The following is a 23,043-nucleotide window of genomic DNA, read 5'->3' on the forward strand; positions in this document are numbered from 1 at the left end:
CCGCCGTGACCGCTCGCGTCCTCGTCGTCGACGATCTCCTCCCCAACGTCAAATTGCTCGAAGCCCGCCTGTCGGCGGAATATTTCGACGTGGTCTCCGCGACGAACGGTCCGCAGGCCCTCGAGTTGTGCCGCAGCGGCGGCTGCGACATTGTGCTGCTCGATGTGATGATGCCCGGCATGGACGGTTTCGAGGTCTGCGGCCGACTGAAGGCGGACCCCGCCACTATGCATCTTCCGGTGGTGATGGTGACGGCGCTCGACCAGCCCGCCGACCGCGTCCGCGGCCTGGAATGCGGCGCCGACGATTTTCTCACCAAGCCGGTGGACGAGCTGGCGCTGATTGCCCGCGTGCGCTCCCTGACGCGCCTCAAGATCATGCTCGATGAACTGCGCGCCCGCGCCAGCACCTCCGTCGATCTCGGCCTCACCTCCCGCGAGCCCAACGACGGGGCGCGCGGCCGCATTCTCCTCGTGGAGGACAGGCCCAGCACCGTCGACCGCATCGTCACGTCTCTGCGCGGCTACCATGACCTCGAAACCGAAGCGGACCCTCAGGAGGCATTGTTTCGCGCCGCCGAGAACAGCTACGAACTCATTGTCATCAGCCTCAATCTGGCCGATTTCGACGCCCTGCGCCTGTGCAGCCAGCTACGCTCGCTCGAGCGCACCCGTTCGGTCCCGATTCTGCTGCTTGCCGATGAGGAAGACCGGCCGCGCATTCTCCGCGGGCTCGACCTCGGCGTAAACGACTACATCTTGCGCCCCATCGACCGCAATGAGCTGGTCGCCCGCGTCCGCACGCAGCTGCGTCGCAAGCGATATGCCGATTCGCTGCGGGACAACGTCCAGGCCGCGATAGAGCTTGCGGTCGTCGATCCGCTGACTGGCCTCAACAACAGGCGCTTTCTGGAGACCCATCTCACCCAGGCGCTCGACAAGGCCGCGCGCAAGGGCCAGCCGCTGTCGCTGATGATTCTGGACATCGATCATTTCAAGGCGGTGAACGACACCTACGGCCACGACGCCGGCGACGAAGTGCTCAAGGTCTTCGCCCGGCGAATCAAGCGCGTCTTGCGTGGCGCGGACCTCGTCTGCCGGCTCGGTGGCGAGGAATTCGTGGTGGTGATGCCCGATACGCCGCTCCCCATCGCCGCGCGCGTGGCCGAGCGGGTGCGCGCCGCCGTCGAAAACGAACGGTTCCCGACCGACTCAAAGGGCAGCCGCACGATTCCGGTGACAACGTCCATCGGCATCGCCGAACGCGGCGCGGAGGCCGACGCCGACGCCCTTCTCCATCGCTCGGACAAGGCGCTTTACGCCTCGAAATCCGCAGGCAGAAACCGCGTAACGGCGGCCGCCGCCTGACGCCGGCGAAGATTGGCGCATAAAATTCGACAGCGGGCTTGCAGGCCGCGCCCGCCTGAACTATACAGCGCCCGTCGACGCCGCGCGTCGGCCGAAGCCTCCCCCAAGAGGCCCGTAAAAAAGGATGGGGCCATAGCTCAGTTGGGAGAGCGCTTCAATGGCATTGAAGAGGTCGTCGGTTCGATTCCGTCTGGCTCCACCAAACAGTTCCAAGCTAATAATCAACAACGACAGAACTCGACGCGCGAACCGTACGAACGCGCTGCGATGGCCATAGAGGCTTGTTCACGCAGCGTTGCGACCGCCGGTTCATCGACGGCTCAGCCTCACGCAGCGCGATGGATCAGATCGTCGTGATCCTGAACACCGCAAAGATCAGAATCAGGAAGGCCATCAGGGTTACGGCAAGGGCTATTGCTTGGTCAGACATGGCGGACTCACGAGACAAGCGGGGTAACACCGTCCATTGACCTAAGGCGGCCGACCATGAGGGCGAGGGGGGCTGTGCTCGGCAGAACGGGCAGCCAGTCATTGAGCAGGCGACAACGAGGCTCGAACCCTTGAAGGGATAGCGCGTTCCTTGTGCTTCGACCCGAGGAGAAGCTCATGAAACGCAAGATTCTGACGGCCGCCGCCGGCGTGGCCATCGCCGCCGCCGCCGCTTTTGCCTCTGTGGCGCAGCCCGAGCCAGCCGAAACGATTATCCTGCCGCAGGATGTGAAATGGGGGCCGGCGCCCGCCTCGCTCCCGGCAGGAGCGCAGGCGGCGGTTCTCTACGGCGACCCGGCGAAAGAGGGCATATTCGCGCTTCGGGTCAGAATCCCGAAAGATTACTACATCCCGCCCCACACCCATCCAACGGTTGAGGTCGTCACGATCCTCACTGGCAAGTTCAGTCTGGGAATGGGGCCGAAAGCGGACAGGCGCGCCGCCAAGCCCATCGGAGTCGGGGGTTTCATGGCCATGCCGCCCGAGGTCGCGCATTACGTCTTCGCTGATGAAGAGACCGTCCTCCAGATCAGCTCGACCGGGCCTTGGGGGATCGATTACGTCGATCCGAGAGACGATCCTCGCCTCAATGTCGCGCCCTCGGCGAACCGCGGGTCCGCCCAGCGACAGGACTGATGCGCAGGAGCCGGCGGCCCAGGCAGCCCCGCCCTGCCTGGCGGCGCCGGCCAGCCGCCCTAGGTAGAAACGCTGCGGCGCGAACAGGGGGTGGGACATGACCCACGACGATTCACGCAAGAACGATTCCCGGACGTCAGGGAAAGACGCAGACAAATACGGCGGCATGGTCGAGTTCGACATGGCGTTGACGCCGAGCGTCCTCATATGCGGGGCCGCCGGCGCTGTTCTGGGATTGATTCTCGCCCTTTGGGGAACGACGGAAATCCCGATCATCGTCGCGACGGTCATCGTCTTTGCGGTTCTCTCGGGCATTTTCGGCTTTTTCGTCCCCTGGTACAAACCCAAGTAGGGATCCCGAGATAACCAGCAACCGAGCGACGGTCCTCCAACGGGGCCGCGCCGGTTGCGCCTAATAGGGATCCCTTTCGGAGAGCGCGCGATATTCGCGCCATACCTCCACCGCTTCGGCCCGCATCAGCTGCGCCACGCGGATAGAGCGCTGGGTCAGCGGTTTCAGCATGTCCCGGCCAATGGACGAATCGTCGAAAAGATCGGCGTAATCCGCCCAGGAGGCGGCAAAATAGATTTTCCCGATATGCGCCCATCGCGCCGCGGCGTAGCACATGGGGCAGCATTCGCAGCTCGTGAACATGGCCGCCCCGTCCAGATGCGGCGAGCCTACTTTCTTGCATGCCATCCTGATTGCATTGATTTCAGCATGCGCGGTGGGATCGTTGTCTCCGAGAACGCTGTTCCCACAGGCTGCGAGCACTTCGGCGCGCCTGACGATGACGGCGCCGAAGGGTCCGCCGGTCTTGTCGATCACCCCCGTCTGACGCATCAGCCTGACCGCCTCCGCCATATGCGCGAGATCGGCCGGGGACGGCCCCGGCCCCGTCGTCGCAGAAGAAAACAGCCGATCGATCATCAAAACACCGGACGAACTCCCTGCCCCTTTTAGAGATGCCTTTCGGGACCGCGCCATCAAGACGCCCAGACGCGCGGGCTTTTCGCAGCCGGTTCGCCACTCGACGGCGCCGCGGGAACCCGGTCGCAACCATTTGGTTATTCCCGTTCGAGGTTCGACCCGACCAAATCGAACGGAGGCCCCATGCGGTCCCACGCGAGACGTCTCCAGACCCGGCCAGCGCCGCGACGGCATGGCGCCAGAGCTGGCGGGACCTTGGACGACCACGCTTGAACGCGCTCCCGCCAGCCCCGGAAATCGGACGATTGGCCGCGCCTGACTCCTTTTTGTGGGCAGTCGGCGTCGAGGATACGTTCATCACCGCGCCGCATCCGCGAACCGGGCGCACGCTCGACGAATATGAGCTGACGGGACACTACGAACGCTGGCGCGCGGATCTGGCGCTCATGGCGCAATTGGGCGTTCCCTGTGCGCGCTATGGCGTTCCCTGGCACCGGATCCAGCCTGCGCCCAACGTCTGGGCGTGGGGCTTTGTCGACGCCGCTCTGGAGCGAATGCTCGCCCTGAAGATCGACCCGATCGTCGATCTCGTGCATTACGGCCTGCCGCCGTGGATCGAACGCGCCTTTCTCAATCCGGACTATCCCTATTACGTCGCCGAATATGCGGCGCGCATTGCCGAGCGTTTTCGCGGGCGGGTGAAATGGTTCACGCCGCTCAACGAACCGCGAATCACCGCATGGTATTGCGGGCGTCTCGGCTGGTGGCCGCCCTACGAAAGGAGCTGGCGCGGCTTCGTCGCGCTCATGCTCGCGATCTGCCAGGGCATCGTCGAAACAGTGCGCGCGTTGAAGCAGGTCGATCCCGACATCGTTCCCTTTCATGTCGACGCCACCGATGTCTTCGATACGGACGATCCGGCTCTTGCGGCGGAGACGCGGCGGCGGCAGGACATCGTCTTTCTCGCGCTGGATCTGATCAGCGGCCGGGTCGACCGGCGCCATGCGCTTTGGAGCTGGCTCGTCAGCGAGGGCGCCGAGGAGGAAGTTCTCCAAAGCTTCCTGCATCAGCCGCTCGATCTGCCGATCATCGGCGTCAATCTCTATCCGATCTTTACGAGCAAGCGCCTTCTGCGCGACGCATCTGGACGCCTGCGAATCCGAATGCCGCACGCCTCGGGCGCGCTCGTCGACAAGGTCGGGCGCATGTATTTCGAACGCTACGGCGCGCCGCTGATGATTTCGGAGACGGCCGACAAGGGCGCGCCCGCGCGGCGGCTGGATTGGCTGCGCCAGTCGGTCGCCGCCGTGAGACGGTTGCGCGCCGACGGCGTTCCCATGGTTGGCTATACGTGGTGGCCGATGTTCGCGCTCGTGACCTGGGCCTACCGCCAGGGCCAACGGCGGCTGCACGATCATCTTCTGCAGATGGGTTTGTGGGATCTCGATCCCGATCCTGACGGCGAGCTGGCGCGCATCGAGACGCCGCTGGTCGGCGCCTATCGCAACCTCGTGCGTGGGGGCGCGGCGCCCGTCGGCGCGCTGGCTGCAAGCGCCGCCCGCGGCCCGATGCGCGCCGGTTAGAGAGGCTTCCGACCTCCGGCTTTTGCTTCCTGCAGAATGCGAAAGGAGCAAGCATGTTTCGCAGTTTCTTTTTCGCGGGCTTCGAGGGGTCGACCGGGTACAACCGCCATGGAGAGTGGTTCGACCAGGTCGCGGCGACGGGCCACGACAGGACGCTCGAACAGGACTATCGGGATATTGCGCGGCTCGGTCTCCACGCCGCGCGCGAAACCATACGATGGCCGCTCGTCGACACGGCTGGGAGGCATGATTTTTCAACGGTGAAGCCGTTCATAGAGGCCGCGAAACGCCACCGCGTCGATGTGATCTGGGATCTCTTCCACTACGGCTTTCCGACGGATGTGGACCTGTGGTCGAACCTCTTTCCGCGCCGCTTCGCGGATTACTGCTATTCCGTCGCGCGCTTCGTCATGTCCCGCTCGGAGGGGCCCTATCTCTTCACGCCTGTGAACGAACCGTCCTTCATGGCTTACGCCGCAGGGGAGAAGGGGCTTTTCGCGCCCCATGCGACCGGGCGCGGCTGGGAGCTGAAGGTGGCGCTCGCGCGCGCGGCGATCGCCGGCGTCGACGCCATCCGCGCCGCCTGCCCCGAGGCCCGCATCGTCAACGTCGATCCCCTGTGCCGCGTCGCCGCGCCTCGCGACAGGCCTGACCTCGAGGAGCAAGCACGGGACTTCAACGAGCGGCTGGTCTTTCAGTCGTGGGATATGCTCTGCGGCCGCCTGCTTCCGGAACTCGGCGGCAGCCCCAAGCATCTCGACGTGGTCGGGATCAATTACTACTGGACCAATCAATGGGAGCTGGACGGCCCCCCTGACTCGAAGGGCGTCATCCCGCCGCTCGCCGACGATGATACGCGCCGCGCGCCGCTCGCGGAGCTCGTGCGCGCGGTCTGCAAACGCTACGGCCGCGAGGTGATGATCACGGAAACAAGCCACATCGGCCACAACCGCGGGCCGTGGCTGCGCGAGGTGGCCGCGATGGCGGAGACCTTGCTCAGCGACGGCGAACCGCTGCGGGGCGTCTGCCTCTATCCGATCCTCGGCATGCCGGAATGGCACGACCGGGACGTGTGGACTCCGATGGGCCTGTGGGACCCTCTCTGTCACCGGGATCCTACCGCGGGTCGTCTCGTCTGCACGCCGATGCTCGACGCGCTGCGTTCGGCCGAAAAAGTCGAGGCGCTCCACCGCCGGATGACGTCACCGATGAAGGACGCGTCGCCGGTCCGCCCCGGCGAAAGGCCGCATCAGGAGAGCCGGATCGCGACCATTCCCCGCAGCGCGCTGCGCAAAGCTTCTCGGCTTCGCTAGAAAATCGCGGGCGCCAGCGCCTCGGGCGGACGCAAAAAGAAACCCGGCCATTTGGCCGGGCTCCAAGTTCGTCGTCTTGTGTCGTCGGCAAGACGACGTAACCTCAAGCTAGTCGGGTTCGGCGATCCAAAACCGCCTTTTCCCGCCAACCCGCACCCATTTTTCGCCACAGCGCGGGCTCGGAAAAAAATGAGCCCGAGTCCTGAGGGACCCGGGCAGGTGGGAGGGGGAACTAACTACACAATAGTTCTACCGCCCTCTCGATAGAGCCGCCGCCCAAAGTCCGCCATTCCACACGCACGGGCCGCCACACAATCAGGAACCCCGGCTCCGCTCGGGGGCATGACCGCTCTTGGCAGGAAACTCACGTCGTATCGCCTCGACGATTCTCTGGATGGTCGCCTCGGCGTCCGTCCCACGTCGCTCCGCGCTCACGGCGCGATTCTCGGTCGACGTGATTTCGGCCTCCTTCGCCGCGAGATACGAATGCAGGAGCTCGATGTCCTTATGGGCCTGCGCCACTTTCGCGGTCAGTTCCGTGAGCTCGTTTTCCGCTTCCCGCAGAACTGCCTCCGCGCGCTCGGCCCGGGCTTCGGCGCTCTGCAACTGCTGCTTCACCGCCTTCGCCGCATTATGGGCGCGCGCCACAGCGTTTGTCGCCTGTTGCTCTCGTTGCCTGATCGAAGCCGCAGCCTCGGAAACGAGCCCCAGCACCGAGGTCGTTGAGTCCTCGCTGTGGCCTGGTCGGCGCTTCGCCCCTCGCAACTGGAGAGCCGACTCGTCCTGTTGGATATATCTGCTGACGACTTGGTCGAGGTCCAAAGTACCCACGACACCCCCCGGGATCCTGCCAAAAAACGATTTCACCGACTTACGCGACTGCGAAACTTTAAGCATTTGGCAAGAAAAGTCGAAAAATCTCAACCCAGAAGGGAAGTTAACGCCACGCCCACGCTCGCGTGCCGGCGCATAGTCTCAACGACATCATGTAGTTGTACACGGGCTGTGGATAATTCGCCGCAGGCGGAAGAGCGGAGATAGGCTCCGCATGCGTCCCGCCGCCCATCGAATCAGCATTTCCGGAGACGAGTCCCGAGGGCACCCCCCTCGCCCCGCGGCCAAATCCTCGCGGTTCCGAGCCTCAGCTGCGCCGACGCGGCACCAGGTGCAGAAGACGCGCCAAGCGCCGCTCGGTGAGAAAGGCCAAGCTGAAAAGCTGGACGATGTTCTCCGCCTCGATCAGCTCCAAACCGATATTGACGGGCACGAGGTCTTTTCTGGTGCCGAAGATCATGTCCCACACGGAGAGCACGATGCCATAATTGCTGTCATGCTCGACCCGCAGCGTCGAATGATGGGCGCGGTGCAGCCGCGGCGTGATGATGACATATGACAGCAGCTGCTCGCCGGGGAAAGTGAAATTTCCATGGTGGAAGAGCACGAAGAACATCCGTACGATCTCGCAGACCACGACGATGCTCGCGGGGACGCCGAACAGCACGACGCAAATGCATTTCACCAACACTTCCAGAAACTGGTCCAGCACATGGAACCGCAGGCCGGTGGTGACGTGGTAGCTCTTGTCGCTGTGATGGATTTTGTGGAAACGCCACAGGAACTCGTATCTGTGGCCGAGATAATGCCAGACATAAACGGCGAAATCGAAAAGAATGAAGCTCAGAACCCACTTCAGCGGGCCGTCCTGCATCTGCCCCAGAAGCCCGTAGTGAGCGTAGTTCGACGCGACGAGCAGCAGGCTCGAGATCGAGAAAACGCTCATGATCAGATTATTGAGTAGAAACGCCCCGGTATTTGTCGCGAAGGATTTTTTCAACTCCTCTCGGGGAACCTGCTTGTAGGGAAATTTTTTCTCCAACACGAGGAGCGCCGCAAACAGCAACCCCGCCACGCCAAAAAGATAGCCCTCGATGCCCGACGTATTCATGAGCCGCTCCCCAGAAGGCGCGGCGACGCCCGCCGGGATGCTGCGCCCCGGCCCGGGCGACTACGCCACACGCCGTCGTTACGAAAAAAACGCCTTTCACCTCATCCCGGCGCGCCTTCCAAGGTTTAAGCCCTGCGAATTCGTTCGGAAATTGGCCGGGAATGACCGGTTACGACCGTTTTATTGATCGTATATATGAAGGCATAGGTCGCGCCGATCAAGATCGTCAGGAGGGGTTTCATGCTCGGCATCGGGGGAACAAAGCCGGTCGCCGGTCGATCGGAGGATGTCGTCGCATGTCCTGTTGCGAAAGCGTACGCCTTCATCGGGGAAGGCTTCTTCAACAATTATCCACGCTGGTGCCCCCAGGTCGTAGAGTTGCAGGAGCTTTCGCCGCCGCCCGTGCGTGAGGGAAGTTTGGGCCGGCAGGTGACGCGGGACAGAGGCATCGACAGCGAATCCACTTTTCAAGTCGCGGCGTTCGCGCCGGCGAGCGTATTCGAAATCGAAGGTCTGTCGGAGCCCTTTCGCTCTTCTTATGCGTTTCACGCGGAGAGCGAGGGATCGACCCGCATCGTGTTCACTTTCGAGCTCAAGGAACTCGACCTCGTGATGCGTCCCTTCCAGAAACTCATTCGGACCGCGCTACAGGAAGGCGCGGATCAGACCGTCGAAAACATCAAGCGCCTCCTCGAGAGCGGGGCGCCCGCGTGAACGCCGCAGCGGCGGCCGGAACAGTAAACGAGGGAAACATCATGTTCGTCGTGCAAAAAGATAATGGCGTCATCCCGCATGTGCTGACACAGATATTGGACTCCTGCGTGAACGGCGTCACGCTGAGCGATCCCGACCTCGAAGATTCGCCCATCGTTTATGCGAACAAGGCGTTCGAAGATATCTGCGGCTATCCGCAGGAAGAAATCATCGGCCGCAATTGCCGCTTCCTGCAAGGGGCCGATCGTAGCCAGCCGGAGCTCGATCGCCTGCGCGCCGCGATCAAGAAGGGCGAGCCCGTGGAAGTCACGCTCAGAAACTATCGGAGGAACGGCGAGCTCTTCTTCAATCGGCTCGTGGTGAAACCGCTCTTCGACGATCGTGGTAATGTGGTCTATTTCCTGGGCGTTCAGTATGACATCACCGACCAGGTCAAAGCGCAGGAAGAAATCAAGCATCTGAACGAGAAGCTGACCCTGTCCGACGTTTAGACCGGCCGGCGTCGACCGCCTCGATCGTCTCTCCCCTCGCGGGGAGGGACTTTTACGCGTTCCATAACAGGCGAAGTCTCTATACGCGTCGAACAGTGCGATTCCGCGAAATCGTCAGGAGCCGCTGAACCAATTGTAGCCCTGCTTTTCCCAGTAGCCGCCCGGATAGTCGTTCGTCACGAAAATCTCGGTTACGAATTTCGGATTCTTGAATCCGAGCTTGGTCGGCATTCGAATTCTTACCGGATATCCGTATTTCGTCTCAGGAAAGTCGAGCACGAGCAGCGTCTGCGGATGCAAGGCCGTCGGCATGTCGATGCTCGTCCAATATTTGTCGGCGCATTGGAACCCGACATATTTTGCGGTGAGATCCGCGCCGATGCGCTCCAGGAATGTCTTGAGCGGTGCGCCCCGCCATTTGCCGACCGCGCTCCATCCCTCGACGCAGACGAGACGGGTGATCTGCGTCTCTTGCGGCAGGGCGGCAAGTTCCGTGAGCGTCCAGCCGCGCTTGTCCTCGATCAGCCCGGAAAGCCCCAATTTGTAGGTCTCGCCGTCGATGATCGGAGCCAGCGCCGCCTCGTAATAGGCGTTGAAGGGGAACGGCGTCACGACCTCCGACTCCGAGTAGGTCGGCGCGAGCTTGTTGGGATCGAACAGGGCCGCCTGCACGCGATCGTTCCAATGCGACATGCCCCACAGCAGCCGGTCGATCGCGTCCTCGTCCTTCAATGTGCAGCCCGACAGCAGCGATAGCGCGCCGAGAGACAGCCCCTGCTTCAGAAAGAGCCGGCGCTCGATGCGCTCGAGCCGGGGCTTGAAACCGGCGAGCGAAGGACCGCGAGACGATTTCCTGCTCTTCATCGACGCTCCCGCCTCTCCACCTGCTGCGCAGCGAGCCTTCCCGTCACCATGGACTTGATCGTTCCCTTCACCGCGAGGGCGACCCCCACATGGACGACGATGAAGGCGGCCAGCACCGACATGCCCATGAAATGAATATGGCGAGCCTGATCGTAGCCGCCAAGAAAATTCGTCAGTCCCTGAAACTGGACCGGTTTCCACAACGTCAGTCCAGTAAAAAATAGGGCCACGAGATCAGCCACGGCCACGACGTAAAGGATGCGCTGCACAATGTTGTATTCGCCGGTTCCGTGCAGGAGCAGATGCTTCATCTCCAGCCTGACGTTGCGATAGGCGGCCATCGCGCCGAAGCTCAGAAGCTTGCGCACGAAGTGCCCGGAAAAGATCCCATAGCCGAGATAGGCGAGCCCGTTCAGCAGCAGAACCCACATCATGGCGAAATGCCAGGCAAGCGCGCCGGCGAGCCAGCCGCCGAGCGTCAGTTCCGGCGGGAAGCGCAGATCGTAGAGGGGGGCGGCGTTGTAGATCCTCAGGCCGCTCATCAGCAGCGCGAAAACGGCGAAGGCGTTGATCCAATGCGTCACGCGCACGAAGAGCGGATGGATGATTTTCCCCCGCTCTTTCGAAACCGCCTTCTTCTGCATCGCGCCCCCCTCGCGCTCTTGTTACCAGACCCAAGAGCCCGCAAGCGCAATCCTTCGGCCAAAATGGCCGTGAATTCCGCCAGAAAACGCAGGCGCGCCGGTTAACGTTGATGCTGCGTTGCACTCCTTTTACAAAGGTCGAAGCCTTTCCTGAGACCGACGACATTGGACATGACATTCATAGTGAAACGTCTCGCCCGCCTCGCCGCCCCGCTCTTCTTCGCCCTCTCCCCCGCCCTCGCGGCCGAAAGCGAGAGCCTCGCCGGCCTGCGCATGGAATGCGACACGTGCCACGGCGTGAACGGCGTCTCCGCCGTGCCGGATCAGACGCCCTCGATCGCGGGCAGGAGCGAGCGCTATCTGCTCCAGCAGCTTCAGGCCTTTCAGACGGGAAGGCGCCCGCATGAAACCATGCTGATCATGGGCCAGAAACTTTCCGACCAGGAAATGCGCGCCCTTGCCCGCTATTATTCCCGCGCGAAACGCTGACCCGGCCAGGCGGCGGCCGCGCCGGGAGCTCTTGCGACGCGGTGCGGCGCCGCATCCCGTGCGGACTGTCTGCACCTTCGTGCTGAATTACATAGAAAGGGCGCAGCTATTTTGGCGGCGCCGGCCTGCCCGCCTCGGGACAGGCCCGGACTGCGAGCCGTCAAATGGACGATAAGGCCAGGAATCGCGAGCCCGAGACTCCGCAGGCGGGCGCCTCGAACGCAGGCGCCCTCGTCGCGCTGATACAGGCGCTGGTGTGTGAATTGCGGCCGAGGCAGGGCCTGAAACCCGATATCTCCATGTCCAGCCGGCTCGAGCAGGATCTCGGCGTCGACAGCCTTGCGCGGACCGAACTGACGGCCCGCATCGAAAGAACGTTTCACCTGCGATTGGCCATGGATCGCGTCAGCCAGGCGGAAACCGTCGGCGATCTTCTGGCCGCGATCGAGCACGCGCTCCCTGGAGACGCCGGCGCACAGATACGAGCCCCGGCGGCGGAGCCGCTTCCGCCGGCGCAGGCCCCCATGCAGGCGCAAACCCTCAACGAGGCGCTGGAGTGGCATGTGGCGCGCCACCCGGACCGCCTCCATCTGACGGCGCTGGAAGACGACCGAACCGAAATCGGAGCCTTCACCTATGGCGGTCTGGCGCGGCGAGCCCGCCGTATCGCCTCGGGCCTCATTGCGCGCGACATCGCCCCAGGCGACAGGGTGGCGATCATGCTGCCAACGGGGCTCGACTTTTTCGCCGTCTTTTTCGGCGTTCTCTATGCGGGCGCGGCGCCCGTGCCGATCTATCCGCCGCTGCGCCTCGCCCAGATCGAGGATCACCTGCGCCGGCAGGCCGGGATATTGCAAAACGCCGGCGCGCGGATGCTGATCACCCTGCCAGAGGGGCTCGCGCTTGCCGCGCTGCTGCGGGCGCAGGTCGAAAGCCTCGAATCTGTGGAAAGCGCCGCGACTCTGGAGTCCGACGGCGATCTCGCGCCGCCGAAGATGCGCGACGCAGGACAGACGGCGCTGATCCAATACACCTCCGGAAGCACGGGCGACCCAAAGGGCGTCGTGCTCAGCCACGCAAATCTCCTCGCCAACATACGCGCCATGGGAGAAGCGATAAACGCCAGCTCATCAGACGTCTTCGTGAGCTGGCTGCCGCTCTATCACGACATGGGCCTCATCGGCGCCTGGCTGGGGAGTCTCTATTTCGCGGCGCCTCTCTATGTCATGTCTCCGGTCAGCTTCCTCACGCGCCCGGCCAACTGGCTCTGGGCCCTGCACCGCTATCGGGCGACATTGAGCGCGTCGCCGAATTTCGGCTTCGAGCTCTGCGTCAACAAGACTGACGCGGCAAGCCTGCAAGGTCTCGATCTCAGCGCGCTTCGCATGGTCGCAAATGGCGCCGAGCCGGTGAGCGTTTACACGCTGCGGCGCTTCATCGAGAAATTCAGCCGCTACGGTTTCAGGCCGGAGGCGATGACGCCGGTCTATGGCCTTGCCGAAAACGCCGTCGGCCTCGCCTTTCCGCCGCCCGGCCGGCCGCCCGTCATCGATCGGGTCGACCGCGACGCCCTGACCCGCGAGGGCCTGGCGAAGCCCGCGCGCGCAAATGATCCGAAAGCCATGGAATTCGTCGCAAGCGGGCAGCCCCTGCCCCGCCACGAGATCCGCATCGTCGACGCCAACGGGCGCGAGCTCGCCGAACGGCGCGAAGGGCGGCTGGAGTTTCGCGGCCCGTCGGCGACAGCCGGCTATTTTCGCAACGAGGCCAAGACCCGCGAACTCGTCCGGAACGGCTGGCTCGACAGCGGCGACCGCGCCTATATGGCGAATGGCGACATATTCATCACCGGACGGATCAAGGACATCATCATCCGCGCCGGCCGCCATCTCTATCCGCAGGAAATCGAGGAGGCCGTCGGCCTCATTCCGGGCATTCGCAAAGGCTGCGTCGCCGTCTTCGGCGCGCTCGACCCGCGCTCCGCGACCGAGCGCGTGGTGGTGGTGGCGGAAACCGCCGAGACCGATCCAGAGGCGCGGGAGAAGCTCGTGGCGCGGGCGCAGCAGATCATCAGCGAAGTGAGCGGCGCTTTGGCGGACGACATTGTGCTCGCCCCGCCACGTTCGGCGCCCAAGACCTCGAGCGGAAAAATCCGGCGCGGCGCCGCCAAGGCGCTATACGAGCAGGGAAATCTCGGGGCCAGGGGCCATGCGGTCTGGCGGCAGCTCGCGCGGCTGGCGTTTGCCGGCCTTGGCCCGCAGTGGCGCCGCGTTCTCGCTTCTGTGAGAAGCGTCGCCTATGCGGTCTGGTGGTGGAGCGTCGTTGGCCTCGGCTACGCCGCCGCCTGGCTCGGCGTAATGACGCTGCCGGGATTGCAGCGCCGCTGGGCCTTCATCAGAAAGATCGCGGGCTCCACCCTCGCCGCCTTGCGCGTCCCAGTGGAAGCGAGGGGTCTCGAACATATTCCCCAAAGAAACGCCGCGCTCGTTTTCAATCATGCAAGCTACGCAGATGTCATCATGCTGACGGCCTTTCTGCCGGGCGAACCTGTCTATGTGGCCAAGAAGGAGCTGGCCGGACAGATTTTCGCGGGGCCCTTCCTGCGCCGCCTCGGCGTGCAATTCGTCGAACGCTTCGACGTTGCGGCGAGCGTCGCAGATGTCGATGCGCTGCGCGCAGCCGCTCAGGAGGGGCGCAATCTCGTGTTCTTTCCCGAAGGCACCTTCACGCGCCGGGCCGGCCTTACGGGCTTTTACCTCGGCGCATTCAAGACCGCCGCCGACGCGGGCCTCGAGATCGTCCCCGGCGCGCTGCGCGGGACCCGCTCGATGCTGCGCGGCGGCCAATGGTTTCCCCGATGGGCCGCCCTCGGCCTCGAGATCGGAGCGCCGCTGCGGTCTTGCGGCTGCGATTTTGCAAGCGTCGTCAAACTGCGTGACGAAGCGCGGGCCTTTGTGCTCGAACATTGTGGCGAACCAGACATCGATCAGCTGGTGAAACCGAAAGTCTGAAAAGCCGTCGCGATGCCCCGCCATTTCGATCCCACGCTGGTCAACGATCGCTTCGAAGACCCCGCTCTTTACGTCGATCTCGCTTTCGAGAAGCGCGCGCTACTGTTCGATGCCGGCGACATCGCTGTAATTCCTCCACGCAAGATTCTGCGCATCAGCGATATCTTCGTCAGCCATCGCCACATGGATCATTTCGCGGGCTTTGACCAGTTTTTGCGCCGCACGCTCGGCCGCGAGAAAATCATCAATGTCTATGGGCCGCCGGGCATGATCGACGCCGTCGAACACAAGCTCCGGGCGTATACCTGGAATCTCCTCGAAGGATACGAAGGCAATGTGAGCTTCCGCGTCACGGAGATGGATTCGGCTGGCCGCATGATCGCGGCCCTGTTTTCTGGCCACGAGCGCTTCTCTCGCGCGCCTTTGAAGCTAGACGCCCAAGCGGATGGCGTCCTGCTGAAAGAGGCCGGAATTCAGGTTCATGCGACAACGCTCGATCATGGCGTTCCGGTTCTCGCCTTCGCGCTCAAAGAACGGGCGCAGATCAACGTCTGGCGCAATAAGGTCGAGTCTGAGGGACTGGCGGTCGGACCTTGGCTGCGCAACTTCAAGGAAGCGATCCTGACTGGCGCTTCGGATGATTTTCCCATCAAAGTTTCTTGGCGCGCTCCCGATCCGGCTGCGCCAGTAACCCTACCGCTCGGACAGCTCAGAAACGAAATCATGCATATGTCGAGCGGCCGCAAGATCGCCTATGTCGTCGACTGCTCGTTCACAGTCGCGAATGTCGACAGGATCCTTGCGCTCGCCGGCGACGCCGATACGCTCTTCATAGAGGCCACGTTTTCCGACGTCGACGCGGCGGTGGCCGCGCAGCGGCGCCACCTGACGGCGCGTCAAGCCGGCGTCATCGGCAGACTCGCGCGCGCCAAAAGACTCGTCACCTTCCATTATTCTCCCCGCTATCGCGGCGAGGGTGAGCGTCTTGCCGAGGAGGCGCAGGCCGCCTTTCTCGGACGCTGAGCATAGCCGTGACGGTTATTCAGACCCCGCCCTTCTCTGGCGCAGCTCAATGACTTCTGCCGAGGCGGCCTTTTCACCAGTCAGAAACCAGCAGTGCTCCGCGCCATGGCCTTTCAGTTCGACCACGCCCGCGTCCTCGAATGCGAAGTCGTCCGCAAGACGCAAATGAACCGCGTCCGACACATGAATCTTGTTCGGTCGCCCAGTGGATTGATATCGGCTCGCCATATTCACGACCTCCCCCCAGAGATCGTAAGAAAACTTTCTTTTTCCTACGACTCCGGCGACGACTGTTCCCGTGTGCACGCCAATCCTGATTTGGAGCGGCATAGGGAAGTTTTTCGAATAGGCGTCGATCGTCTTGATCGCGTCCAGTGCAAATTGCGCGATGCGCTGACAATGCAGCGGCGTTCGGTCCGGCACGCCGCCAACGACCATATAGCAGTCCCCGATCGTCTTTATTTTTTCGAGGTGGTAGCTTTCCACGAGTTCGTCGAAGCGGCCAAAAATATCATTGAGCATGCGCACCGTCTCGTAAGGGCCGAGTTTCGCAGCGACCGAGGTGAAGCCGACGATATCGGCGAAGAGCACGGTGACCTCTGGATAGGTGTCGGCAATCATTTTTTCGCCATTTTGCAGTCGCTCCGCAATCACCGCCGGCAATATGTTCCGCAAGAGCTTATCCGAGCGGTCGCGCTCCTGTTGCAGCTCCGAGGAGGTTTCCTCCACTTTTCTGACTTTCTCCTCCAGACGCCCGAAAGCCATATGCAGCCGCTCCGTCATCATGTCGATGGCGTCACCCAACATTCCGATCTCGTCGGAACCTGAAACGCCTGCCTTCTGCGTGAGCGCGCCGCCGCCGATCATTTCGACCGCGGCCATCAATTTTGCGCCACGCCGCATGAAATGAAACACCAGGACGGCGATCGCCACGACGATCGAAACAACGAAAAGAACCGCGACGATCGTATTGGCGCGCACCAGCTCGTCTGACCGCGCGTTTAGCGCGGAAAGCGTCGTTTTGTGCCGGCTATCCACTGCCCCCATGAAATCGGCGACCGGCTTCATGATCCCCGCTTTCGCCTTGCTGTAGTTCTCATCGTTCAGGATACGGATCGCCGTCGCCTGATCCGGCGCGCCCCTCCTCGTGTAATTTCCTTCGTCATCCTGAAACTCGCCTCGGGCCGCGTGCATCGCGCGCAGCTCGAGTCCCGCCAACTTGTCCGAGCGGATTTTCGCTTCCTTGAGCAAATTGAATTCTCGGGCTGTTATGCCCGTCTGCAACAGCCGGTCTTCGAGAGATTGTGCGCCGCGCGCCGACAGCTTCGGTTCGGGAATGAGATTGCCGGTGACAAGGTCCCAGTAGACACTACTGTAGTCTGGCGGCGCTGCGACCTTGCCGTCCCGAATATCGAGAATGTCCTGATAATACTGCAGCCTGCTCGCATCCTTCGTCACGACGAACTTGCGGGCAAAGCGCGTAAGATATTCCGATGAAGCACGAAGCTCCTCCGCAAGCTTGTATGTCTGAAAATAACGCGCCTGCTCGGCCTCCAATTCATTCTGCACCTCCTCGAGGAGGACGCCGATGTAGAGATTCGCGCCTGCGAGCGCGATCGCCAGAGTGAAGAAGAGGATGAAGAAATGTCGTAACCGCATGTGCGGGGCTGCCCTTGTTACTGCGTCTAAGCGCGCGCATGATTGGCGAGGAGTCTTTCGTCGATCTCGCGAATGGAGGCGACGCCAGTAAGCGTCATGGAGACGCGCATTTCATTTTCGAAAATCGCGAGCATGTTCTCGACTCCGACCTGTCCGCGAGCGGCAAGCGCGTAAACCGCGGCGCGCCCCAGGAGCACGCCCTTCGCGCCGAGCGCGAGCATCCTGATCACGTCGAGACCCGAGCGGACACCGGAATCGGCGAAGACCACGAGTCGCTCGCCCACAGCCCGCGCAATCCCCGGCAAAGCGCTGGCCGTCGAGAGCGCGCCATCGAGCTGGCGACCGCCGTGGTTCGATACGACGATCCCATCGGCGCCGAAGCGCAAAGCGTCGCGCGCATCATCAGGGTCGAGGATCCCTTTGATGATCAGCGGACCCTTCCAGAAATCGCGTATCCACTCGAGGTCGGACCAGCCTATCGAGGGATCCATGTTTTGGTTCAGCCAGCCGATGTAATTCTCGAGTCCAACGTGGCGTCCCAAATAGGCCGATATATTGCCGAGTTCATGCGGACGCCCCGTCAGACCGACGCCGAAGGCCCAGCCGGGCCTGGTCAGCGCCTGCCATAACCGCCGCACGGACGCATAGGGACCCGACATCCCCGAATGCGCGTCCCGATAGCGCGGTCCCGGAACGGGCAAATCAACGGTGAAAATCAGCGTCGTCACGCCAGCCGCGCGGGCGCGTTCCAGAACGTCGCGCATGAAGCCGCGGTCTTTCAACACGTAAAGCTGAAACCAGAGCGGTTGCGGGCTTTGAGCCGCCACCTCTTCGATCGAACACACCGAGACAGTCGATAGCGTCGAGGGAATGCCGACCGCCGCCGCCGCGCGCGCCAACTGCACTTCGCCCCGGCGCGCGAACATCCCCGCGAGTCCGACCGGCGCCAGGATGAGCGGCAGCGCCGACGGTCGGCCAAACCATTCGGTCGCCAGGCTTGTGTCAGCCGCCCCCTTCAAAGCGCGCTGCCGGAGCGATATCGCGGCGAGGTCAGCGACATTCGCCCGCAGCGTCGTCTCTGAACCAGCCCCGCCGTCAATGTAATGAAACAGGAACGGCGGAAGCTTCCTGCGGGCGGCCTCGCGATAATCCGAAGCGGAGGAGATGATCACGCGTGCAACCTCGAGATTTGGGCGTCGCCGGCAAGGCTCGACCCACGCCTGCGGGCGGTCCATTACGCCGCGTTTGCTAAAGCTTTGCAAGCCGCGGTCCTTGAATTTTTTTGATCTTCACCCAATTATCGAAGCTTACTTGAAATGCTGATCATAGAGCTACAGTTTACTTCGTTGAGTTAGTGCTTGCGTAGGAGGTCAAGATGACGGATGAAGCGCAAGAGTTTTTTTCAAACGATTCATTCCAAAATTCACCCACAGATACATCATTTTCGCCATGCATCGCGGTCATCGAAAATAGGGCATTGATAGGAGAATGCCTTGCTCTCTGCCTCCGGAATAAACTTCGAGTGGCGGTTCTCACATACCCGGACTTGACCAGTTGGGATATGGACCCGGCGGGTTCATCAGCTTCAGCAGTCATCCTTAGCGGAACCGGATACGATGGCGGCGAGCAATCGGGGATTTTTCAAAATCTGTGCCGAAGGCAGCGCGAGATTCCCGTTATCGTTTTTTCAGACAATGATGAAAAGGAACAGATCGCCAGAAGCTTGAAACGCGGGGTGCGAGGCTACATTCCCAGCGACACCCCCTTTGAGATTGCCAGCCGCGCAATAAGGCTCGTAATGGCGGGCGGCGTTTTCATTCCAGCAAGCATAGTCATGGACGAGGACGACAAAGCCGAGTGCATGGCGTTGAAAAATTCGAAACTGGAATTCACGCCGCGTGAATACGACGTGGTGAGACGGCTGCAAAAGGGTGAGTCTAACAAGCTGATCGCTCATCAGCTCAATCTCAGCGAGAGCAGCGTAAAGGTACACATCAGAAACATTATGCGAAGATTGGGCGTGCACAATCGGACCGAGGCGGTGATTGCGCTTGCCGCCCTCATTCAAAAACATGCCGGCCAGTCAGAAAACCAGGCCGCCGTTCTCGCGCTTGGCGCCCTGAGGTGAAGGGAGGCGCCCAGCCCAGACTCAGTGCTGGCTGGCGGCGCGCTACCACATATCCGAGCCGGGCGCGGCCAGCGCGCCCGCCCGGGAGCCAGAAATTTGCGCGCCATCCTCCCTCGGTGGGCGAATGGTCTCGGACTACTTGACAATCAGCTGTAGCGCCGCGGTGGGATCGAAGTGATAGTTGAATCCCACGCGGGCGATCTGACCGTTGAACCGGGTGCTCGAGGTCACGCCCGCAATGTTCAGGAAGGCGCCGGCCCCCGTGCTCGTGGAGTCTACGATAGATCCCGTCGCGCCGGCCCGTCCGAGATCATAGTAGAGATATTCGGCCTTCAGACTCATCTCGGGCGCGAATTTCCATTCAAAGCCGCCGCCGAGCGTCCAGCCTATCCTCGCCGTAGAGGCGTGGCCCACAGAGCTAGTGGATTGATAGAGGGCGCCAAAGAAGGGAAGCACGTCCGTGGTATGGGCGATCCGATTCTGTAGCGTCATTCCACCATATGCGAAGCCGCCACTCGCAAAGGCGAGGATCGATGGCGTCACGAGATACCCCGCGCGAGCGCGCGCCGTGCCGAACCAATCGAGCGTCTTTTCGATTGCAACCGACGTCCCGGTCGCTCCAAGAGACGTCCCCCCACTTGTGAAGGGAGCCGCAGCGGTGAAGCCTCCCTGACCCTGCTGGCTGGCGCCCTGCATGTCGAGCTCGACGCCCGCGACATAACGATCCAGGACGTAGTTGTAGCCAGCCTGGCCGCCGCCCAAGGCCCCATTCGCATTCGCCTTGACGCTGCCTGTCGCCGTCAGCGCCGCAATCGAACCAAGGTTGGACGCAAAAGCCTGGTCGAGCGTGTTTGCCATCGGCGCCGCGCTGGAGGAAACGGCAGGAGACGCGTCCCATCCGTAGCCCACATTCAAGCCTGCGTAAAAGCCAGAGGTGAAGGTCGCGGGCGGCGTCGACGCCGCCTCCGCAGGCTTCGCGCCGAAATGGTAGTTCAGACCCATCCGGCCGATGTCGCCCCTGAACTGTGTGTAGGCGTTTACGCCGAGGACGTTGCTGAGATTGTCGGGCTGAACGACCGTCGCCAGAGGCGAAATTCCGTAGTTCGTGCTGCCGAGGTCATAGTGCAAATACTCGGCTTTCAAGCTGGCGTTCGGGGCGAACATCCATTCGAGGCCTGCACCGAGCGTCCATCCGGCTCTCGTGCCAGAATATTGCCCCGACCCGCCCGGAGCCTGGAGAATCGACCCCAGAATCGGCCCGCCCCAACCCTGCAATGCGACGCTGCTGGCTCGTGCGCCGCCGTAGGCCACGCCGCCAGTCGCATAGGCAAGGAACGTCGGCGTGACGAGATAACCTGCGCGCCCCCTCGTCGTGCCGAGCCAATCGACCGACTTCGTGTGGTAGATCGACGTCCCAGCGTAATCGACGAAATAACTGCCGAGAATGCCAGCCGGATTGTAGCTTTGGAGCACATGCCTGGTGCGCGTATTGGCCCCCTGCATGTCCGTCTCGAGGCCCAGCACGAATCTGTTGAGCTGGAGATTGTACCCCAGTTGCCCGCCACCGAAGAAACCGCCGCCAGCGGAGAGCGATTGACCATTTACGCCACGCGCAGACGCTTCCCAGTAAGCGGGGAAGGGAGTTGCCCCGGTGACCATCAGCACATCGTCGATCGCTGTGGAGGCGGGCCAGGCGGACGTCGCAATCGCCGGACGGGGATCCCAAGTGTAACCCGCGTTCAGGCCGGCATAGAAACCCTGCCAGAAAGCAGGCGCTGGCGCATCGTCTGGCGGGCCGCTCTTGAATACGCCGGTTCTGGAGGTCGGAGTCGCGTCCGGGTTCAGCGGATTGCCCGCGAACCGCATGGCGTAGCTCACATTGGTGCGATAGCCAGTCTCACGGAACGGAATATTCGAAAAGTCTCGTCCAAATTCGATGGCCAGAGACTCGCCATAAGGGGTGTCCGTGAAATTCGTGTCCGTTCTGATGCCGCCGCCGAAGGTCTCAGCCCAAAGGTTGCGGAACAGTCCCGGCGGGCGATTCTCGACGACGCCGCTACCCCAGGCGCCGAAGATGTAGGGGGCGACAATGTGATTGAATCCCAGGAATTGGAGAGTCACAGGGCGGGTCAGCTCGGCGCGCGCCGTCACGCCGCGATCCACGTTGAGCGTGCCGGATGCAAACCCCGACACGGCCTCCGCGCCGTCCATAATGAAGTTCTCGGGAAGCATCAGCGGCTTGCCAAAGCTCGTCTGCATGCGGCCGATCGCAGAGAAGAAGAACTGTTCGGGTAAGCCAATATCCAATCGACCCTTCAGATTGAGTCGATTGAATACAGGACTGGCGTACAAGCGTGAAAGCGGCGGACCGAATGCGTAGTCCAGACTGCCCACGCGACCGCCGAGCCCCAGACCGTACAGGATGAGGCCGCTGGCCGTTGCGTTTTCCAGCCAGGGAAGCCGATAGCTGCCCTCGGCGCCCAGTCTCGTGACGGTATAACGATCGCGGCTGACGTCGTTGACGGGCAGAAGGCCGAGGCTTGTGAAGGCCAGACCAAGCGGCAGGGGCTCGTAACGGTTGCGATTGTTGATGTGCTCCAACGATATCTGCGTGCGGAGAGTCAAGTCGGTGCGCAGAATAATCGGATAACCGAGCTTCACATTGGCCCGATCGAACATGCCGGTCGATCGTTCGCCCGCATTCAGCAGATCTGCAGGGAGCGGCGAAAACAGCGGCGTGGCGCGAGAACGCGCGGCGAGATAACCGCCGCCGACCGCAAGACCATCGATGCCGACCGGAACCGCGACATCGAAACTATAGGCCTGACTCTTGGCAGTCCCGTCGAAATAACGATCCACATCAGGGCTCGATGAAACGGCGCCCGAAAACTGCTCGCCCATACCTAAAGCATTATTGACCGCGAGCGCCTGCGCGAATTCCCACGGCCCGAAATCCTTTGGCAGACGATTTGTGACAACCGAAGCCCCGGTGACTCGGTTTTCGCTGACGGCAATGGCGAGAACGTAGCCTTCGTCATTCGCACCGGGTTTCGCGGTCGCCACGCCGCTCACGCCCGCGATCATGCCGACCAATATGGTCCGCCGCTCGTATTCGGCGCCCGTCAAATGACGATGACCAACAAGCGGCTCGAGGCGCGCACGCACGAGCTGTGCGGTGCTCTCCGAAGCGCCGTTGATCTCGATATCCTCGATGACGCCGTCAGTCACGACGAGATGAACGACTCCACCGTCGAATTCGGGCCTGGGAGCCGAAAGCGTGGAGAGAGGAAACGCTTTCGTATAGGCAGCCTGAAGCTCGAACGCGGCCTGGTATATCTCGGCGACGCTGAGCCGCTTGCCCTCTAATTTCTGCGCGAATGCAGCGTTTTTCTCAGCGAGTTCGGGAAAGGCGCCGTTGATCGAGACGCTTCGGACGGTCACGAATTTATTCTCGGCCCCGGCCGGCGCCTGAAGCGCCCGACGGTCGCGCGCGACGGTTGTTCTCACCTCGCGCGCTGGCGGGAGCTTTGCCGCAGGAGCAAGGACGGTCGGGTTGAAAGCCTGCGCCTCCGCCCTGGCCGCGAACTGAGTCGTGCCGGCGACGACGGCGGCCAAGACACAGCCTCCGCGGCGCAAGCACCGGTTATCCAAACGATTTTTTTGCGTAGCCAAGGAACTGCGCCCGATTCAATTCATGATCTAAACAAGACGGTAACCGGAAGATACTGACTAAAGCCAGCTTCCTTTGCAAATGAC

Annotated in this window: 19 protein-coding genes and 1 tRNA gene; 12 read left to right on the forward strand and 8 right to left on the reverse strand. The window is 62.3% G+C overall.

Annotated elements, in window-relative coordinates:
- Positions 1 to 5 precede the first annotated feature (5 nt).
- The 4 genes from WOC76_RS14200 (at position 6) to WOC76_RS14215 (ending at position 2,844) form a co-directional block, all read left to right on the forward strand.
- Positions 6 to 1,367 (forward strand): PleD family two-component system response regulator, encoded by a 1,362-nt coding sequence (locus tag WOC76_RS14200; protein WP_341388746.1) that lies wholly within the window; start codon positions 6 to 8, stop codon positions 1,365 to 1,367.
- Positions 1,368 to 1,493: 126 nt separating this feature from the next.
- Positions 1,494 to 1,569 (forward strand) — tRNA-Ala (locus WOC76_RS14205).
- A gap of 404 nt (positions 1,570 to 1,973) precedes the next feature.
- A complete protein-coding gene (locus tag WOC76_RS14210; protein ID WP_341105993.1) occupies positions 1,974 to 2,492 on the forward strand; it encodes a cupin domain-containing protein in 519 nt (172 codons plus the stop codon).
- 97 nt (positions 2,493 to 2,589) lie between these two features.
- On the forward strand, positions 2,590 to 2,844 hold the full coding sequence (locus WOC76_RS14215; protein ID WP_341105991.1) for a hypothetical protein: 255 nt from the start codon (positions 2,590 to 2,592) through the stop codon (positions 2,842 to 2,844).
- A gap of 60 nt (positions 2,845 to 2,904) precedes the next feature.
- Here the strand turns inward: WOC76_RS14215 and WOC76_RS14220 are convergent, their stop codons facing one another.
- Positions 2,905 to 3,423, reverse strand: coding sequence for a nucleoside deaminase (locus WOC76_RS14220; RefSeq protein WP_341431460.1), 519 nt, complete (start codon positions 3,421 to 3,423; stop codon positions 2,905 to 2,907).
- A gap of 305 nt (positions 3,424 to 3,728) precedes the next feature.
- On the opposite strand from WOC76_RS14220, the gene WOC76_RS14225 reads away from it, so the two are divergent.
- Together WOC76_RS14225 and WOC76_RS14230 are read left to right on the forward strand one after the other, a co-directional pair.
- Positions 3,729 to 5,006 carry a family 1 glycosylhydrolase gene (locus tag WOC76_RS14225; protein ID WP_341105989.1) on the forward strand — a complete coding sequence of 426 codons (1,278 nt, stop codon included), beginning with the start codon at positions 3,729 to 3,731 and terminating at the stop codon, positions 5,004 to 5,006.
- Between the two features lie 53 nt (positions 5,007 to 5,059).
- Positions 5,060 to 6,319: a glycoside hydrolase gene (locus WOC76_RS14230; RefSeq protein ID WP_341388754.1), complete on the forward strand. Its 1,260-nt coding sequence runs from the start codon at positions 5,060 to 5,062 to the stop codon at positions 6,317 to 6,319.
- 315 nt (positions 6,320 to 6,634) lie between these two features.
- Here the strand turns inward: WOC76_RS14230 and WOC76_RS14235 are convergent, their stop codons facing one another.
- Both WOC76_RS14235 and WOC76_RS14240 read right to left on the reverse strand, forming a co-directional pair.
- Positions 6,635 to 7,150 (reverse strand): ABC transporter permease, encoded by a 516-nt coding sequence (locus WOC76_RS14235; RefSeq protein ID WP_341105984.1) that lies wholly within the window; start codon positions 7,148 to 7,150, stop codon positions 6,635 to 6,637.
- A gap of 310 nt (positions 7,151 to 7,460) precedes the next feature.
- Positions 7,461 to 8,264: a sterol desaturase family protein gene (locus WOC76_RS14240; protein WP_341105980.1), complete on the reverse strand. Its 804-nt coding sequence runs from the start codon at positions 8,262 to 8,264 to the stop codon at positions 7,461 to 7,463.
- 240 nt (positions 8,265 to 8,504) lie between these two features.
- Between WOC76_RS14240 and WOC76_RS14245 the strand changes: the two genes are divergently transcribed.
- Entirely contained in the window at positions 8,505 to 8,978 is a 474-nt protein-coding gene (locus WOC76_RS14245) for an SRPBCC family protein (protein ID WP_341105978.1), read from the forward strand.
- Positions 8,975 to 9,469 carry a PAS domain-containing protein gene (locus WOC76_RS14250; RefSeq protein WP_341388759.1) on the forward strand — a complete coding sequence of 165 codons (495 nt, stop codon included), beginning with the start codon at positions 8,975 to 8,977 and terminating at the stop codon, positions 9,467 to 9,469. The genes WOC76_RS14245 and WOC76_RS14250 overlap by 4 nt, the downstream gene beginning before the upstream one ends.
- A gap of 114 nt (positions 9,470 to 9,583) precedes the next feature.
- On the opposite strand, the gene WOC76_RS14255 is transcribed toward WOC76_RS14250, so the two are convergent.
- Both WOC76_RS14255 and WOC76_RS14260 read right to left on the reverse strand, forming a co-directional pair.
- On the reverse strand, positions 9,584 to 10,333 hold the full coding sequence (locus tag WOC76_RS14255; protein ID WP_341105975.1) for a molybdopterin-dependent oxidoreductase: 750 nt from the start codon (positions 10,331 to 10,333) through the stop codon (positions 9,584 to 9,586).
- Positions 10,330 to 10,977 (reverse strand): cytochrome b/b6 domain-containing protein, encoded by a 648-nt coding sequence (locus WOC76_RS14260; RefSeq protein WP_341105973.1) that lies wholly within the window; start codon positions 10,975 to 10,977, stop codon positions 10,330 to 10,332. Before WOC76_RS14260 ends, WOC76_RS14255 begins: the two co-directional genes overlap by 4 nt.
- 171 nt (positions 10,978 to 11,148) lie before the next feature.
- On the opposite strand from WOC76_RS14260, the gene WOC76_RS14265 reads away from it, so the two are divergent.
- From WOC76_RS14265 to WOC76_RS14275, 3 genes are all read left to right on the forward strand, one after another.
- Positions 11,149 to 11,466: a c-type cytochrome gene (locus WOC76_RS14265; RefSeq protein ID WP_341105971.1), complete on the forward strand. Its 318-nt coding sequence runs from the start codon at positions 11,149 to 11,151 to the stop codon at positions 11,464 to 11,466.
- 164 nt (positions 11,467 to 11,630) lie between these two features.
- Complete coding sequence (locus WOC76_RS14270; protein ID WP_341388767.1) at positions 11,631 to 14,477, forward strand: AMP-binding protein; 2,847 nt, start codon at positions 11,631 to 11,633, stop codon at positions 14,475 to 14,477.
- Between the two features lie 12 nt (positions 14,478 to 14,489).
- On the forward strand, positions 14,490 to 15,500 hold the full coding sequence (locus tag WOC76_RS14275; protein ID WP_341105966.1) for a ribonuclease Z: 1,011 nt from the start codon (positions 14,490 to 14,492) through the stop codon (positions 15,498 to 15,500).
- A gap of 15 nt (positions 15,501 to 15,515) precedes the next feature.
- On the opposite strand, the gene WOC76_RS14280 is transcribed toward WOC76_RS14275, so the two are convergent.
- Positions 15,516 to 17,159, reverse strand: a complete 1,644-nt coding sequence (locus WOC76_RS14280; RefSeq protein WP_341431461.1) for an adenylate/guanylate cyclase domain-containing protein — start codon at positions 17,157 to 17,159, stop codon at positions 15,516 to 15,518.
- Between the two features lie 26 nt (positions 17,160 to 17,185).
- Complete coding sequence (gene lldD / locus WOC76_RS14285; protein ID WP_341105964.1) at positions 17,186 to 18,331, reverse strand: FMN-dependent L-lactate dehydrogenase LldD; 1,146 nt, start codon at positions 18,329 to 18,331, stop codon at positions 17,186 to 17,188.
- A 203-nt stretch (positions 18,332 to 18,534) separates the two neighbouring features.
- On the opposite strand from lldD, the gene WOC76_RS14290 reads away from it, so the two are divergent.
- The gene (locus tag WOC76_RS14290) at positions 18,535 to 19,287 is read left to right on the forward strand and encodes a response regulator transcription factor (protein WP_341388774.1); all 753 of its coding nucleotides are present in this window, start codon (positions 18,535 to 18,537) and stop codon (positions 19,285 to 19,287) included.
- A gap of 135 nt (positions 19,288 to 19,422) precedes the next feature.
- On the opposite strand, the gene WOC76_RS14295 is transcribed toward WOC76_RS14290, so the two are convergent.
- On the reverse strand, positions 19,423 to 22,902 hold the full coding sequence (locus tag WOC76_RS14295; protein ID WP_341105960.1) for an outer membrane beta-barrel protein: 3,480 nt from the start codon (positions 22,900 to 22,902) through the stop codon (positions 19,423 to 19,425).
- Positions 22,903 to 23,043 lie beyond the last annotated feature (141 nt).

Source organism: Methylocystis sp. IM3 (genome assembly GCF_038070105.1).
GTDB lineage: Bacteria > Pseudomonadota > Alphaproteobacteria > Rhizobiales > Beijerinckiaceae > Methylocystis.